This window comes from Planosporangium spinosum (assembly GCF_049999945.1).
In the GTDB taxonomy this organism is placed as follows: Bacteria; Actinomycetota; Actinomycetes; order Mycobacteriales; family Micromonosporaceae; genus Planosporangium; species Planosporangium spinosum.
Genome location: NZ_JBLYUB010000019.1, coordinates 99,564 through 114,137, shown reverse-complemented (window position 1 = coordinate 114,137; position 14,574 = coordinate 99,564). Strand labels below are relative to the sequence as shown.

The 14,574-nt window shown below is 73.3% G+C and carries 13 protein-coding genes; 9 read left to right on the top strand and 4 right to left on the bottom strand.

Annotation, left to right across the window (positions count from 1 at the left end; all coding sequences use genetic code 11):
- The first annotated feature begins 60 nt into the window (after nt 1-60).
- Nucleotides 61-957 carry an ABC transporter ATP-binding protein gene (locus tag ACNTMW_RS23825; RefSeq protein WP_426635992.1) on the top strand — a complete coding sequence of 299 codons (897 nt, stop codon included), beginning with the start codon at nt 61-63 and terminating at the stop codon, nt 955-957.
- Nucleotides 954-2,540, top strand: coding sequence for an ABC transporter permease (locus tag ACNTMW_RS23820; RefSeq protein WP_426635991.1), 1,587 nt, complete (start codon nt 954-956; stop codon nt 2,538-2,540). Before ACNTMW_RS23825 ends, ACNTMW_RS23820 begins: the two co-directional genes overlap by 4 nt.
- Nucleotides 2,541-2,604: 64 nt before the next feature.
- On the opposite strand, the gene ACNTMW_RS23815 is transcribed toward ACNTMW_RS23820, so the two are convergent.
- A complete protein-coding gene (locus ACNTMW_RS23815) occupies nt 2,605-3,033 on the bottom strand; it encodes a GNAT family N-acetyltransferase (RefSeq protein WP_426635990.1) in 429 nt (142 codons plus the stop codon).
- 175 nt (nt 3,034-3,208) lie between these two features.
- Between ACNTMW_RS23815 and ACNTMW_RS23810 the strand changes: the two genes are divergently transcribed.
- Entirely contained in the window at nt 3,209-3,346 is a 138-nt protein-coding gene (locus ACNTMW_RS23810) for a hypothetical protein (protein WP_426635989.1), read from the top strand.
- A 57-nt stretch (nt 3,347-3,403) separates the two neighbouring features.
- Here ACNTMW_RS23810 and ACNTMW_RS23805 read toward each other — a convergent pair whose 3' ends face one another.
- Both ACNTMW_RS23805 and ACNTMW_RS23800 read right to left on the bottom strand, forming a co-directional pair.
- Complete coding sequence (locus tag ACNTMW_RS23805; protein WP_426635988.1) at nt 3,404-4,009, bottom strand: DUF4142 domain-containing protein; 606 nt, start codon at nt 4,007-4,009, stop codon at nt 3,404-3,406.
- Between the two features lie 50 nt (nt 4,010-4,059).
- On the bottom strand, nt 4,060-4,488 hold the full coding sequence (locus ACNTMW_RS23800; RefSeq protein WP_426635987.1) for a tetratricopeptide repeat protein: 429 nt from the start codon (nt 4,486-4,488) through the stop codon (nt 4,060-4,062).
- A 106-nt stretch (nt 4,489-4,594) separates the two neighbouring features.
- On the opposite strand from ACNTMW_RS23800, the gene ACNTMW_RS23795 reads away from it, so the two are divergent.
- The 3 genes from ACNTMW_RS23795 to ACNTMW_RS23785 all read left to right on the top strand — a co-directional run bounded on the left by ACNTMW_RS23795 (nt 4,595) and on the right by ACNTMW_RS23785 (nt 10,404).
- Nucleotides 4,595-5,917 carry a class I adenylate-forming enzyme family protein gene (locus ACNTMW_RS23795; RefSeq protein ID WP_426635986.1) on the top strand — a complete coding sequence of 441 codons (1,323 nt, stop codon included), beginning with the start codon at nt 4,595-4,597 and terminating at the stop codon, nt 5,915-5,917.
- 87 nt (nt 5,918-6,004) lie between these two features.
- Nucleotides 6,005-7,330, top strand: coding sequence for a flagellin N-terminal helical domain-containing protein (locus tag ACNTMW_RS23790; RefSeq protein ID WP_426635985.1), 1,326 nt, complete (start codon nt 6,005-6,007; stop codon nt 7,328-7,330).
- A 137-nt stretch (nt 7,331-7,467) separates the two neighbouring features.
- Complete coding sequence (locus ACNTMW_RS23785) at nt 7,468-10,404, top strand: S8 family serine peptidase (protein ID WP_426635984.1); 2,937 nt, start codon at nt 7,468-7,470, stop codon at nt 10,402-10,404.
- 58 nt (nt 10,405-10,462) lie between these two features.
- On the opposite strand, the gene ACNTMW_RS23780 is transcribed toward ACNTMW_RS23785, so the two are convergent.
- Nucleotides 10,463-11,245 (bottom strand): IclR family transcriptional regulator, encoded by a 783-nt coding sequence (locus tag ACNTMW_RS23780; protein WP_426635983.1) that lies wholly within the window; start codon nt 11,243-11,245, stop codon nt 10,463-10,465.
- A 79-nt stretch (nt 11,246-11,324) separates the two neighbouring features.
- Here ACNTMW_RS23780 and ACNTMW_RS23775 point away from each other — a divergent pair, with 79 nt between their 5' ends.
- Genes ACNTMW_RS23775 through ACNTMW_RS23765 form a run of 3 tightly spaced genes read left to right on the top strand, consistent with a single transcriptional unit; the run spans nt 11,325 to nt 14,511 of the window.
- Nucleotides 11,325-12,728, top strand: coding sequence for a sugar ABC transporter substrate-binding protein (locus ACNTMW_RS23775; protein ID WP_426635982.1), 1,404 nt, complete (start codon nt 11,325-11,327; stop codon nt 12,726-12,728).
- Entirely contained in the window at nt 12,728-13,651 is a 924-nt protein-coding gene (locus tag ACNTMW_RS23770) for a carbohydrate ABC transporter permease (RefSeq protein WP_426635981.1), read from the top strand. The genes ACNTMW_RS23775 and ACNTMW_RS23770 overlap by 1 nt, the downstream gene beginning before the upstream one ends.
- Complete coding sequence (locus tag ACNTMW_RS23765; protein ID WP_426635980.1) at nt 13,648-14,511, top strand: carbohydrate ABC transporter permease; 864 nt, start codon at nt 13,648-13,650, stop codon at nt 14,509-14,511. The genes ACNTMW_RS23770 and ACNTMW_RS23765 overlap by 4 nt, the downstream gene beginning before the upstream one ends.
- The last annotated feature ends 63 nt before the right edge of the window (nt 14,512-14,574 follow it).

Sequence of the window (14,574 nt, the reverse complement as noted above, 5' to 3'; positions counted from 1 at the left end):
GCAGAGTTTACACATTTTCCTATCTTCACGATTTTCTGAATAGAGCGTACGTTCCGAAGCATGACTCACGCCATCTCGGTGTCCGGCCTGCGCAAGTCGTTCGGCCGGACCCACGCGCTGAACGGTCTCGACCTGACCGTCAGCACCGGCGAGGTGCACGGCTTCCTCGGGCCGAACGGCGCCGGGAAGTCCACCACGATCCGGGTGCTCCTGGGGCTGCTGCGCGCCGACGCGGGCACGGTACGCCTGCTCGGCGGCGACCCGTGGCGGGACACCGCCGCCCTGCACCGCCGCCTGGCCTACGTGCCCGGCGACGTGACGCTGTGGCCCAACCTGTCCGGCGGCGAGGTGATCGACCTGCTGGGCCGGCTGCGCGGCGGGCTGAACCCGAAACGCCGCGCCGACCTGCTGGAGCGCTTCGACCTCGACCCCACGAAGAAGGGCCGCGCCTACTCGAAAGGCAACCGCCAGAAGGTGGCGCTCGTCGCCGCGCTGGCGTCCGACGTGGAGCTTCTCCTCCTCGACGAGCCGACCTCCGGCCTGGACCCGCTGATGGAGGCAGTCTTCCGCGACTGCATCGCCGAGGAGCGCGACAACGGGCGCACCGTCCTGCTGTCCAGCCACATCCTGGCCGAGGTCGAGGCGCTGTGCGACCGGATCAGCATCGTCCGGGACGGCCGCACGGTCGACACCGGCACGCTGTCCGAACTGCGCCACCTCACCCGTACCACCATCACCGCGGAGTTGTCGACCGCGCCGGCCGGCCTGACCGATCTGGCCGGTGTCCACGACCTTGTCACCGACGGCACCCGGGTCCGGTTCACCGTGGACAACGACACGCTCGACACCGCGCTGCGTCAGCTCACCACGCTCGGGGTGCGTTCGCTGAGCAGCCAGCCGCCGACCCTGGAAGAGCTGTTCCTGCGCCACTACGAGAACGAGGCGGTGGCCCGATGACCGGGCCACTGACGGGTACCGGCGCCCTGGCACGACTGGCGCTGCGCCTCGACCGGGTCCGGCTGACGGTGTGGGTGCTCATCATCGCGATCATGCCGGCCGGCACGGCGGCGCAGTACCAGAAGCTCTACCCCGACGAACACACCATCCAGCAGGTCGGCGGGGCCGTCTCCAACCCGTCGCTGGTCGCCCTGAACGGGCCGCTGTTCCGGGCCTCCCTGGGCGGCCTCACCGCCTGGAAGATCGGCGTGACCGAGCTGGTCCTGGTCGCGCTGATGAACCTCCTCATGGTCGTGCGGCACACCCGCACCGAGGAGGAGACCGGCCGGTCGGAGCTGATCGGGGCCGGCGTGGTCGGCCGGTACGCCCCGCTCACCGCGGCACTGCTGGAGATCGGCCTCGCCGACCTGGCCATCGTCGTGCTGACCGCGCTCGGCCTGGTGGGTACCGGGCTGCCGGTCGCCGGAGCGGTGGCCATGGGCGTCGCGATCGGCGTCACGGGTCTGGTGTTCGCGGCGGTCGCGGCCGCGGCGGCCCAGCTCACCGAGAGCGCCCGGTCCGCCACCGCCCTCGCCGCCGCCGTCCTGGGCGCGTCGTACCTGCTGCGCGCCGTCGGCGACACCGGTCCGACGTGGCTGACCTGGCTGTCGCCGGTCGGATGGGCGCTGCGCGTGCGGCCCTTCGCCGGGGAGCGGTGGTGGGCGCTGGGGCTGGCCGTGGCCCTGGCGGCGGTGGCCACCGCGGCGGCGTACACCCTGGCCGGCCGCCGCGACCTGGGCGCCGGGCTGCTGCCGCAGCGGCCCGGCCCGGCGCAGGCCGCCCCCGGACTGCGCAGCACGTTGGCGCTGGCCTGGCGGCTGCACCGCGGCATCCTGATCGGCTGGGTGGTCGGCATGGCGCTGGTCGGGGCGGTCCTCGGCGGCGCCGCCGGCGGGATCGGCGACGCGGTCGGCACCAACCAGCAGATCACCGACCTGATGGCCCGGATGGGCGGACACAAGGGGCTCGTCGATGCGTACCTGGCGACGGCGTTCGGTCTCACCGGCCTGGTCGCGGCGGTCTACACGGTGCAGGCCACCCTGCGGTTACGCGCCGAGGAGACCGGTGGGCGGGTGGAGCCACTGCTCGCCACCCGGGTCGGCAGGATCCCGTGGGCGGCGAGTCACCTGGTGTTCGCGTTCGCGGGTACGGCCGTGCTGCTCGCCGTGGCGGGCGTCGGCGGTGGCCTGGCGTACGGGATCCAGAGCCACGACGTCGGCGGTCAGGTGTCGCGGCTGCTCGCCGCCGCGCTGGTGCAGTTGCCGGCGGCCTGGGTACTCGCCGGCGTCGGCGTGGCCCTGTTCGGCCTCGCACCCCGACTGGCGGCGCTGGCCTGGGCGGCCCTCGTCGCCTGCCTGCTGCTGCTGGAACTCGGTGCGCTGCTGAAGCTCGACCAGTGGCTGGTGGACGTCTCGCCGTTCGCGCACGTACCGAAGCTGCCCGGCAGCGCGTTCACGGCCACGCCGCTGCTCTGGCTGGCCGCGGTCGCCGCGACGCTGACCGCGGCCGGGCTGGTCGGCCTGCGCCGGCGCGACGTCGGCTGAGCACCGTCGTCGTGCCGGAAGGCGCCCCGCTACCGGAGATGACCGGTTGAGCGGGGCGCCCCGCTCAGCGGAGCGGGTACCGGTACAGGTTGGACTCGCGGCGCTGGAAACCGAGCCGCTGGTACAGCCGGTTGGCGGCGACCCGGGAGGCGCGGGAGGTCAGCTCCACCGACGACGCACCGGCGGACCGGGCGAGGTCGAGGGCGCGCTCCGTCAGCGCGGCGCCGACCCCCTGCCCGCGCGCACACGCGTCGACGACCACGTCCTCGATCCGGGCCCGCAGCCCCGTCACGGTCGGGACGGTGACCAGGGTGAGCGTGCCGACGATCGCACCGGCGGACCGTGCGATCAGGACGGTGTTGGCCTCGGCGGCGACCACCCGGTCCATTGTGGCCCGATCGACGGCGCCGGCCGACTCGGACAGCTGCGGGAGCAGCCGCGCGAACGCCGCGACGACGTCGTCGGTGACCTCCCGGAGGATCTCTATCCGCACCCCGGCACTCTAACGCCGATGGTGTGATCAACCTCCCGAGTCCGTTCACCGGTTCGTCGTGTCACGGCCACGACGGCCGGGTAACCCGACCCGTAGGCCGAGAGTCCGGCGGGCACCGCGACGCCGTGCCCGCCGGCCACGGACCGTACCGCACGGCAGGACCTGGAGGGGCGCCATGACCACGCTCGAGACCACGCTCGAGATCGACAGCACCGATCGGACCAGCACCGTCACCGCCGACAGCCTGACCCTGGTGATGGTGTGCCTGGTCGCGCTCCTCGGACTCGCCGGCATCATCACGATGACGGTCTGAACGACGACCGTCTGGACGACGACCGGCCGAGCGACGACGGCCCGTGGCCGGGTGGGGTCACGACGACGTGGCCGAGGGCGTCCGCGGCGGCGCCGCGCAGTTCAGGCCGCTGAGGTTCCTGTCGGCCAGTTGCAGGTGCTGGCGCAGCATCGGCAGCTGGGACTGGGCGAAGGCGCGGACCGCCGGGTTGCCGGTGTGCCCGGCCGCCATCATGAACGCAGTCACGTCGCTCTGGTGGTCGGCGAACATCACCGGGGCGTAGGAGCAGTCGAACGGCCCGCCGCGCACGCCCGACCAGATCGCGAGGATCTTCTGCTGCTCGGGGGCGACACCGGCCGGCGGGGCCACACCCAGGCGACGATCGAGGTTCTGCAGTTCCTGGTACTCCCGGCTGTGATCGCGGACCATCCGCTCACCGAACGCCCTGATCCGCTGGTCGGCGCCCCGGTCGGCGGCGAGCCGACCGCCGGCCACCTCGAACCGGGCGCCCTGGGCTGCCTCGGTGAGGAAGGTCCGGTCCTGGGCGGTGAGCGCGCCGGTGGGGGCCGGCCCGCTCGGCCCTGGGGCGGGAGTCTGGCTGATCGGCGCCGCCACCGCCGCGGTGGGTACCGCCAGGGCCGCGCAGCCGGCGGCCACGATGCCGGCGACGAGTGGTGCTCGCATGACAACCTCCGGTATGAGGTACGTGCCTACCGAAGGTGTCCGCTACCCACTCACGTCCGGGTACCACCCGGACCGGGTGAGGTTCCCGGTGGCGGGCGCCGGCCGCCGGCCGCCCCGCCGGCGCCCGCCCGGGCCTCCACCCGCCGCAGCGCGTCCGCGTAGTCGTCCAGCGGCCGCATCGCGACCGCCATCCGCAGGTGCGGCAGCGCCTGCCCGTGCTTGCCGAGCCGCTCCAGCGTGCGACCGAGGACGAAGTGCGCGTAGTGGTCGGTCGGGTCCCGGTCGACCAGCCAGCGCAACTGCTCCTCGGCCCGGCGTAGCTGCGCGGAGTGGTAGTACGCCCGCGCCAGCAGGAGCCGTACCGACGTGTTCTCCGGCTCGGCGGCCACGATCGGCCCGAGCGCGTTGGCCGCGCCGATCGGGTCGCCCGCGCCGAAGATCCTGACGGCCCGCTCGTACTCCTCGTAAAGGTCAACCACGCGCCCGCCCCCTTGCCGATCATGTGACGTGTCCCGGGTCAACACCCCACCTGTCCGTTCTGTTCCCCATCAGCCCGCCGGGTACCGTTCGACGGTGGTGGCGATCGTGACAGGGTCCGACAGCGAGGCGCAGCAGCGACGGGTGGCCGGGGCGCTGGTCGCGGCCGGGCTCTCCCCCGGTGACCGGGTGGCCCTGCTGCTCGCCCCGTCACCCGGCCTGCTCGCGACCGTCCTCGGCGCGCTGCGGTGCGGGATCGTCCCGGTGGTCGCCGATCCGGCGATGCCGGCCGACGAGCGCGCGCACGTCCTCGCCGACTGCCGGCCGGCGTTGGTGGTGGACGACGCGGCCGGGCTGGACCGGCTGCTGGCGGGGCCGCCGGCCGACCTCGCCCCGGTCCCGCTGGGCCGGCCGATGCACTACACCTCGGGTACCACCGGGCGGCGCAAGGGCGTCTGGTCAGGTGTCCTCGGCGAGGCGGATGCCCGAGCCCTGCTCGACGAGGAGGTCGCGCTCTGGGGGTTCGCCGAAGGCGACCGGCATCTGGTGCTCTCGCCGCTGTACCACTCGGCGCCGCTGCGCTTCGCCATGGGCACGCTGCTGCGCGGCGGCACGGTGATCCTGCCCGGCCGCTTCGACCCGACCCGGATGCTCGACGTCATCGCGCGGTACCGGCCGACGACGGCGTTCTGCGTACCGACGCAGCTGCGCCGGCTGCTGGCCGCCGCCGATGCCGGGCCCGGCCGGCCCGACCTGTCGTCGTTCCGGCTGCTGGCGCACGCCGGGGAGCCCTGCCCGTACCCGCTGAAACGACGGGTCGTCGAGGCGTTCCCGCCCGGTTCGGTGTACGAGTTCTACGGCTCCACCGAGGGCCAGTTCACCACCTGTTCGACGGCCGAGTGGACGGCCCGGCCGGACAGTGTGGGCCGGGCCCGGCCGGGCCGGTCGCTGCGGGTGGACGCCGACGGCGTGATCTGGTGCCGGGTACCGGGGTACGCCCGCTTCAGCTACTGGGGCGACGCGGCCAAGACGGCCGCCGCGTGGCACGGCGACGAGTTCACCGTCGGCGACGTCGGCCGGCTGGACGCCGATGGGTACCTGTACCTCGACGGGCGCCGCGACGACCTGGTCATCACCGGCGGCGTCAACGTGTACCCGCGCGAGGTCGAACTGGTCCTGGCCGAGCACCCCGGCGTGGCCGAGGTCGCCGTGTTCGGGGTGGCCGACGACCGCTGGGGGCAGCGGCTGGCCGCGGCCGTCGTCGGGTCCGTCGACGTCGCCGCCCTGGACCGGTACGCGCGGCAGCGGCTCGCCCCGGCCCGCCGTCCGAAGGAGTACCACCTCGTGCCGGACCTGCCCCGGACCAGCACCGGCAAGATCCGCCGCCTGGACCTGCCCGGCTTCCTGGGGCTGACCCCGCCCGTGGCCTGACCCGGCCGCCCGGCCGGCCCGATTCCTCTCAACTCACCCGCCTCGACGCCGATGGTCCGAACAGCCGGAGAGTGCCGAGGGGACAGCGTGATCGGGATCGTGATGAGCGGCGGCTCGGGCGCGGTCAACGCGCTCGGGCGATCGGCTGCCGCCGTCCGGGCCGTGCAGGCCGGCCTGGCCTCGGGACGGCGGATCAACTCCGCCGCGGACGACGCCGCCGGCCTGAGCGTCTCCACCGACCTGACCACGCGGGCGCGGGGGCTGACGGTCGCGGCGAAGGGCGTGCGGGAGGTCGTCGACTCCCTCACCGCCATCGACGGGGCGTTCGGCACGGTCACCGGCATCCTGCAGCGGCTGCGTGAGCTCGGCGTACAGGCCGGCAACGGGGCCCTCGGCCCGGACGGGCGGGCCGCCCTCGACGTCGAGGCGCGGCAGGGCCTGGCAAGCATCGACGCCGTACTGGCGTTGCGCGTCTCCGGCCGCCCGGTGTTCACCGGGCAGCCCGGAACCGCCGTGCCCTACCAGCCCGCCGTGGTGCCGGTCCCTCCGGTGCCGGCGCGGGCCGCGGTCCTGACCGGGTCGCCGTTCGGCGCGTTCGCGGTCGGCGCCCCGGGCGGTGGCACCGCTCCCCCGGCCGCAGCCGGGGACGACCTGACCGTGTCCACCGCCGGCAGCACCCTCACGCTGCACCTCGCACCGGACACGTACGCCACCGCGCAGGACGCGCTGTCCGGGGTACGGACGGCGTGGACGGCCGCGCTCGCCGGCGCCGACGCGACGACCGCCGCCGCGCTGGCCGGGGTGGCCTTCGCCCTGACCGGCAGCGGTGCGCTGACCGTGACCGCGGGGGACACCGGCGCGGCGAGCAGCGTGACCGTCACGGGCGGGGCCACGGCCTCGCTCGGCCTGGACAATCCGACGACCACCGGCGGGGCCGACGCCGTACCGGGCGTTCCCGGCCGGCCCGAGGTCCCCGCCCAGCGGGAGAAGCCGGTCCGGCTGTACGTCCAACAGGGAGCGGACGCCGGCGACGGGTTCGACGCGGTGATCCCGCTGCTCGACACGCGGGCGCTGGGGCTGGCCGGCTGGACACCCGGTCAGGCGGGCGTCGACGCCATCGACAGCGCGCTGGCACAGGTGATGTCGACGCGCACCACGCTCGGCGCGCAGGCGACCGCGCTGACCCGGTCGGCGCAGGTCGCGGACGTCACCGCGGACGGCCTGACCGCGGCGGCGGCCCGGATGAGCGACACCGACCTGGGCACCGCCACGGTGCAGCTGGCCCTCGCGCAGAACCGGTTCTCCACGGGAATCGCGGTGCTGTCCACCGCGCGCGCCGTTCACGCTGACCTGATCGAGCGGCTGGTGGGCGGTCCCGGCCGGCGCGGGTCCCTCCTCGACCTCGCGGTCTGACCGGCTGAAGGCGGTCGCGGTCTGACCGGCCGCGGGCGGACCCGCAACCGGCCCGCACCCGTCGTTCACCCGACCGGCTACGGCGATCGGCTGTCCTTGAGAGTCCATGGATGGTGCGTGACCGGGGAGGACCGCGGGTGAGGACCGACAGGCTTCGAAGCAGGATCGTGGTCGGTGGCCTTGCCGCCGTCCTGGCCGGCACGGCGACCGCCGCCGTGGCGATGTCCGGCCCGGACGTGTTGCCGCTGCGCCCCCTGCAGCAGGCGCAACCCCCTACCGACTCGTACCAGCACGTGCTGGTGGACCTACCGGCGGACACGCCGATCGTGGCGGCGGGCGACGCCACACCGTCGGGCGCCGGTGTCGACCTGGCCGTGCTGGCCCGGTACCAGGGCCGGGTGGACCGCCTCGAACGGGGCGAGAACGGCCGGGTGCTGGCCATCCTGACCGACGGCGGCAGCGTCGACGTGACGGCCGGCGCCGCCCAGGCGGCGAGCGCGACCAGGGACGTACCCGCACCGCTGCGCGCCCTGGCGTCCAACCCGGACGTGGTGGACCTCGAGCCGGTGAGCCCGACCACCTGGAAGGTGACCGGCAACCTGCCGGCCGACCGGGTGTCCGCGCTGTCCGGTCTGCCCGCCCGCTCCGACGTGCTGATGCAGGCCACCGCGGACGACACGTACCGCTCGTCGCTGTGGGCGCTGGAGAACCTCGGTGGCACGGTCGGCGGCTACCCCGCCGTGTTCGACGCGGACGTCGACGGGGTGGAGGCCAACCGTCGCGGCACGGGTACCGGCGTCGTCGTCGCCGTGGTCGACACCGGCGTCCAGAACAACCACCCGGACCTGCCGCCGCTGTGGCACAACCCGAACGAGATCTGCGGCAACGGCATCGACGACGACCACAACGGCTACGTCGACGACTGCGAGGGCTGGGACTTCGTCCACAACGACAACACCGTCTACGACCCGGCCGACAGCAACGACCACGGCACCCACGTGGCCGGCACGATCGCGGCCATCCCGAACAACGGCCAGGGCACCGCCGGCCTGGCACCGGGCGCCACGATCATGTCGGTGAAGGTCAGCGCCAACGGGTCGATGTGGATGTCCGACGTCGCGCGGGGCATCCGGTACGCCGCCGACAACGGCGCGAAGGTCGTCAACGCCAGCCTGGGCACCACCCCCGGTGCCGTCCCGCGGTCGGGCGTGCGCGACCTGGAGGACGCGATCGTGTACGCGGGTAGCAAGGGTGTCATCGTCGTGGCCGCGGCCGGCAACGACGCCACCAACACCGACACGGCCCCGCAGTGGCCGGCCGACCTGCCGCTGGACAACATCGTCTCGGTGGGCGCGTCGACCGCCGCCGACCAGGTCGCCGGCTTCTCCAACTACGGCGCGACCTCGGTCGATCTGTTCGCACCGGGCCACTACATCATCTCCACCGTCCCCGGCGGGTACGCCGCGATGCAGGGCACCTCGATGGCGTCGCCGCACGTGGCCGCCGCCGCGGCGCTGGTGATGTCGGCGGATCCGGGCCTGGCGCCGGCCGCGGTACGCCAGCGGCTGATGGACACGGCCGACCCGGTCCCCGCGTACCAGGGCAAGTCGATCACCGGTGCCCGGCTCAACGCCGACCGCGCGCTCGCCGCGAGCGGGATCACCGTCGACGCCGCCGCGTTCAACGACTTCACCGCGGATACGCCGCACACCGGCACGGTGACGGTGAAGGCGGCGCCGGGCGCGGTACCGGCGGGCACCGCCGTGACGCCGCGGGCCACCCTGCTCACCAACATCGGCGGCACCACGTACGCCGTGCTCGACCAGCCGGTGACGGTCAACGGCGCCGAGATCACCACCGATTCAGGCGGCCAGTTCCTGCTCGGTCCCGAGTCCGGCGTGGCCGGGGCGGATCCGACCCTGACCGGCGTCGGGATCCGGGCGTCCGTGGGCGCGACGCTGCCCGCTGGCGACTACGCCCTCGTCGTGGACCTCGTGGCGGTCGCCGACTCCGGGTACGCGTACGGCACGTCGAACGCGGTCGTCTTCACCGTCGGCGGGGCGACCGCCGCCCCGACACCCGCCGCCCCGACACCCGCGCCGGCGACCACCGCGCCGGGCGGCGGAACGCCCCGGCCGGGTACGACCACTCCGGTGACCACCTCGCCCCGGCCGGGTACGCCGACGCCGACGGCGCCCCGTACCACCCCGGGTCCGGGCGTGACGCCGGGGCCCGGCACGCAGCCGACGAGCGGTCCCCGGCCGACCACCGGCCCGACGCCGGCGCCCGGTACGAGCCCGCAGCCGGGAACCGGCACCAGCCCGCAGCCCGGTACGGGTACCAGCCCGCAGCCGGGAACGGGTACCAGCCCGCAGCCGGGTACCGGGCCGTCGCCGTCGACCGGTACCGTTCCGGCTCCGGGTACCACCCCGAAGCCGACCGCCGCGCCCCAGCCCGGGGCGACTCCGACGGCCCGGCCGACGGTCCCCGGTCCCGTGCCCACGGCGCCCGGCCCGACGCAGACCGCGGCACCGGCACCGGCACCGGCACCGTCGCCGGTCACCGGCAACGGCATCACCATCACGTCGGTGACGCCGGCCAATGGCCCGGCCGGTGGGGGCACCACGGTCATGATCATCGGATCCGGCTTCCCCGCCTCCCCGGTGGTCAAGATCGGCGGGGTGGGCGCGTACGTGTCGAGCCGCGGCACGTCGAGCCTGACCGTGATCACCCCCTCCGGTACGGCCGGCTCGGTCGTCGACGTGACGGTCGGCGACCCGTCCGGGCGGTCGGTCACGATGGCGCGGGCGTTCCGCTACGACGCCGCGCCCGGCGCGACCCCGGCGCCCGGTACGACCCCGACGCCCGGCGCCTCCACCCCCGCGGCCACCCCGACGGGCACGGCCGCGCCGACACCGACCGCCCCGACCGGGGCCAGCCGGCGTGACCCGCTCCGGCTCGGCTCACCGACCAGCCGCAACGGGCTGAAGGTGGCACCGGTGCTCAACCCGCCGGCGGGGCTGTGGACGGCCGCCCGCTGCCAGACGGTGCAGTGCCGGGGAGTGCAGATCTGATCGAACCCGATCGCGGCGGGGGCATCGTGGCGCCACGGTGCCCCCGCCGCATGTCCGGTCAGCGGATCCCGGCCCGCCGCAGCGCCTGCGCCAGCCGCCGGGTGTGCGTGACGACCGCGTCGGCAACCCGTTCGATCTCGGAGTCGGTGGCCGCCTCGACCGGCATCGAGCAACTGATCGCGTCGGTCGCGGGAATCCGGTAGTCGACGGCGGCGGCCACGCAGGACACCCCGATCGTGCCCTGTCCGCACTCGGCGGCCCAGCCACGTCCGCGGACCTCGTCGAGCGCCTGGTGCAGCGCGGCGCGGTCGGTGATGGTCCGCTCGGTGTACGCGACCAGCTCGGCGGGCAGCAGCGCGTCGACCTCGTCCGTGGTGAGCTGGGCCAGCAGCGCCTGGCCGAGTGCGGTCAGGTGCGCCGGCAGTCGGCGCCCGACCCGCGGGATGACCCGGACCGCGTCCCGCGACTCCCGGGAGGCGAGGTACAGCACGTGCGCGTCGTCGCGGCGGGCGTAGTGGATGGTGTAGCCGACCTCCTGGCGCAGGTCCTCCAGGGCCGCGTGGGCGTACGGCAACGCCGGGTCGCGGTCCAGGTAGGCGGTGCCCGCGAGCAGGGCGTGCGGGCCGATGCCGATCGCCGAGCCGCTGTCGTCCGCCTCCACCCACCGCAGGTCGCGCAGGGTGCGTACCAGCGCGTGCAGGCTCGAACGCGGATATCCCACCCGCGCCTGCAGTTGCGACAGCGTGAGTTTCTGCGGTGACGCGGCCAGTGCCTCCAGGATGCGCACGGTGCGCTCCGCGGACTTGACCAGATGACCGCGGTCGTCACCGGGCGATGTCATCCCCCACCCCGACTTTCAAATATTTCTATCTGTTGACCGGCATGATACCGGCCGCTACCTTGTCCGCTACAAGTCCTCCATGTTGAAGGAAGCCATCCACATATATGGACAGGAGGCACCCGTGTCGGTGACCAAGCTGGCCGGACGCGCGACGCGCCACCGGGCCGCGGTGGGGTGCGCGGCCCTGCTGATGGTGTTAGGCACCGCCGCCTGCGGCGGCGGGTCATCTCCCCGGGCGGTGCACCAGGATCCCAAGGCGCAGTTGGAGATCTGGGTGCGCAAGCCCGCCGGGAGCCCGACGGAGAAGGTGTTCAAGGACCTCGCGGCGACGTTCACCGCGAAGACCGGCATCCCGACGAACGTGACCGCGCTCTTCGACGACTTCGAAACCAAGCTCCAGCAGGCGGCGGCGACGAAGAAGCTGCCCGACCTCGTCATCAACGACACCGACCAGGTCGGCACGATGGTCAAGCAGGGCATCGTGCGGCCGGTCGACAAGTCCACGATCGCCGGTGGCGGCAACCTGACCGCGGTGAGCTGGTCCGCCGCGCAGGCCTCCGACAACAAGTACTACGGCGTCCCGTTCTCCGCGCAGTCGTTCGCCCTGCTCATCCGCTCCGACTGGCGGAAGAGGGTCGGCGCCGGACAGCCGAAGAACTGGGACGACCTGGTCTCCCTCGCGAAGGCTTTCACCGACTCCGACCCCGACGGCAACGGCAAGGCCGACACGTACGGCTTCAACGTGCCCGGAGCGACCAAGCGCGGGTACATGTCCTGGTTCTTCTCCAGCTTCCTGTGGTCGGGCGGCGGCGACTTCTTCACCGCCAGGAACGGCAGGTACACCCAGGCGGTCAACAGCCCCGCGGCGCTGTCGAGCACCACCTGGTTCAAGGGCCTGTTCTGCGACTCCAAGGTCGTCCAGCCGGGCGCGGTGACCATGGAGACCACCCCGGCGCACCAGGCGTTCGAGAGCGGCAAGGTCGGCATCTACTTCACCGGGCCGTACCTGCTGGGCCGCTTCGACCGCACCCTCGGCAGGGACAGGTACGAGGTGGTCGCGCTGCCGGCCGGCCCGTCCGGCAGGTCGGTCTCCCTGGCCGAGGGCGAGAACATCTACCTGATGGCGGGCTCGAGGAACCAGGCCGGCCAGCAGAAGTTCGCCGAGTACGCGATCTCGACGGAGGGCCAGACGATCGGCATGTCCGTCGACAACGCCGAGGGCGCGGTCGTGCGGCTGCCGGTCAACACGACGATCGACATGCCGTCCCTGCGCAAGGACCCGCGCTGGGACGTCTTCGCCAAGGCGTACAGCGACGGCGGCCGGTACTTCCCGCACCTGCCGAACTGGACCGCGTTCCGCCAGAGCTCGGCCGAGACGATCAACGGGATCGTGGCCAACTGCGGCTCCGACCCCAAGGCGGAACTGGACAAGCTGGCCAGCTCGTTCGGCGCGGAGCTGACCAGGCAGGGGGTGGCGGGCTGATGCGCGGCACCGGTGGTCAGTGGGCGGTCGCCGGCCGTCGCGGCAACCCGCTGACCCCGTGGCTGTTCCTCGCCCCGGCGCTGCTCATCTTCGCCACGTTCAAGTTCGTCCCGATGGTGCGCGCCATCGGGATGAGCTTCCACGAGGTCCGCCCGTACCTGGGTGACCGGTGGGTCGGTACGACCAACTACCAGGCGATCGCGGACGACCCGAACGTCACGGCCGCCGTCTGGCACACCGTGGTCCTGGCGGTCGGCCAGACGGCCGGCTCGATCATCCTCGGCCTGGTCCTCGCGCTGCTGCTGGAGGGGCAGGCCCGGCATCTGTGGTTCGTACGCACCGCGGTGTTCCTGCCGGCCGTCGTCGCGATGGCGGTGGTGGCCGAGGTGTGGCGGGTGCTGTACTACCCGGCGCCCGACGGCGTGATCAACACCCTGCTCGGGTGGGTCGGGCTCGGACCGTCGCAGTTCCTGAACGACGAGCACACCTCGCTGGCGTCGGTCATGGTCGTCGGCGTCTGGCGCGGCGCGCCGTACGACATGATGATCTTCCTGGCCGGGCTGGCCGGCATCGACCGCACCCTGTACGAGGCGTCCGACGTGGACGGTGCCGGGACGCTGCGCCGGCTGTGGCACATCACACTGCCGGCGCTGCGCCCGGTCTTCACGATCCTGTTCACCCTCGCCGCGATCCGGGGCCTGCGGGTGTTCACCGAGATCTTCCTTCTGACCAACGGAGCGCCCAGCGGCTCGACCGAGGTGCTGATGACGCTCATCTACAAGCTCGGGCTGGAGCGCAACGAACTGGGCGTCGCCGCGGCCGGGTCGGTCGTGCTGCTGGTCGCGACCGTCCTGCTGACGCTGCTGGTACAGGCGTCGCGCCGCCGCCGGGAAACCCCGCTGACGGTGGAGGAGGCGCGATGAGTCGCACGGAGACCGCGCTCGGCCTGCAGGCGCGCGGCGGGCCGGCGGCCGGGGTGGCGAAGATCGCGCTGTACACCCTCCTGGTCGTGGTGTTCGCCGGCCCGCTGGTGGCGCTGCTCGTCTCGTCGTTCACCACGGTCAGCGACCCGAGCCGGTTCACCATCTGGCCGGACCGGCCGACCCTGCGCAACTACGACGTCGCCATCGGACGGGGCGCCCTGCTCTTCCTGTTCAACTCGTTCGTGGTCGTCGGCGGTGGACTGCTGTTGCAGGTGTTCGTCACCGTGCTCGCCGGGTACGCCCTGGCGCGCAGGACGTTCCGCGGCGCGACACTGGTACTGCTGCTCATCCTGAGCACGATGATGCTGCCCGAGGAGATCCTGGCCATCCCGCTGTCACTGGTCCTGGGCGACCTGCCGGTGGTACACGTCAGCATCCTGAACACGCTCTGGGGCATGATCATCCCGGTCGGCGCGTGGGCGGTCTCGATCGTGGTGATGACCGAGTTCATGAAGGAGATCCCGGCCGAGCTGGAGGAGGCGGCCCGCATCGACGGCGCCGGCGAGTTCCGCGTGTTCTGGTCGGTCATCCTCCCGCTGTGCCAGCCGGCCCTGGGCGTCGTCGGCATCCTCGGCTTCAGCATGATCTGGGACCAGTACATCCTGCCGCTGCTGGTCGCCCAGGACTCCCACCAGTACACGTTGTCGCTCGCCCTGCGCACGCTGCGCAGCGACGACCAGGCCGGCCTCGGCGTCCTGCTCGCCGCGGCGGTGCTCGCCCTGCTGCCGTCGGTCATCGTCTTCCTGTCGTTCCAGCGCCAGTTCATGAAGGGCCTCACCTCCGGTGCGGTCAAGGGCTGAAGCGCCGCCTCCACCGCCGTCAACCCCGCTGGCAGCACCGCCGTCAACCCCGCTGGCAGCACC

Excerpts from the sequence above, each read along its gene's own strand:
- ACNTMW_RS23805 (WP_426635988.1), bottom strand. The coding sequence starts at position 4,009 with ATGCGAGCACCACTCGTCGCCGGCATCGTGGCCGCCGGCTGCGCGGCC.
- ACNTMW_RS23770 (WP_426635981.1), top strand. The coding sequence starts at position 12,728 with ATGCGCGGCACCGGTGGTCAGTGGGCGGTCGCCGGCCGTCGCGGCAAC.
- ACNTMW_RS23765 (WP_426635980.1), top strand. The coding sequence starts at position 13,648 with ATGAGTCGCACGGAGACCGCGCTCGGCCTGCAGGCGCGCGGCGGGCCG.
- ACNTMW_RS23775 (WP_426635982.1), top strand. The coding sequence starts at position 11,325 with ATGTTGAAGGAAGCCATCCACATATATGGACAGGAGGCACCCGTGTCG.
- ACNTMW_RS23810 (WP_426635989.1), top strand. The coding sequence starts at position 3,209 with ATGACCACGCTCGAGACCACGCTCGAGATCGACAGCACCGATCGGACC.
- ACNTMW_RS23825 (WP_426635992.1), top strand. The coding sequence starts at position 61 with ATGACTCACGCCATCTCGGTGTCCGGCCTGCGCAAGTCGTTCGGCCGG.
- ACNTMW_RS23820 (WP_426635991.1), top strand. The coding sequence starts at position 954 with ATGACCGGGCCACTGACGGGTACCGGCGCCCTGGCACGACTGGCGCTG.
- ACNTMW_RS23780 (WP_426635983.1), bottom strand. The coding sequence starts at position 11,245 with ATGACATCGCCCGGTGACGACCGCGGTCATCTGGTCAAGTCCGCGGAG.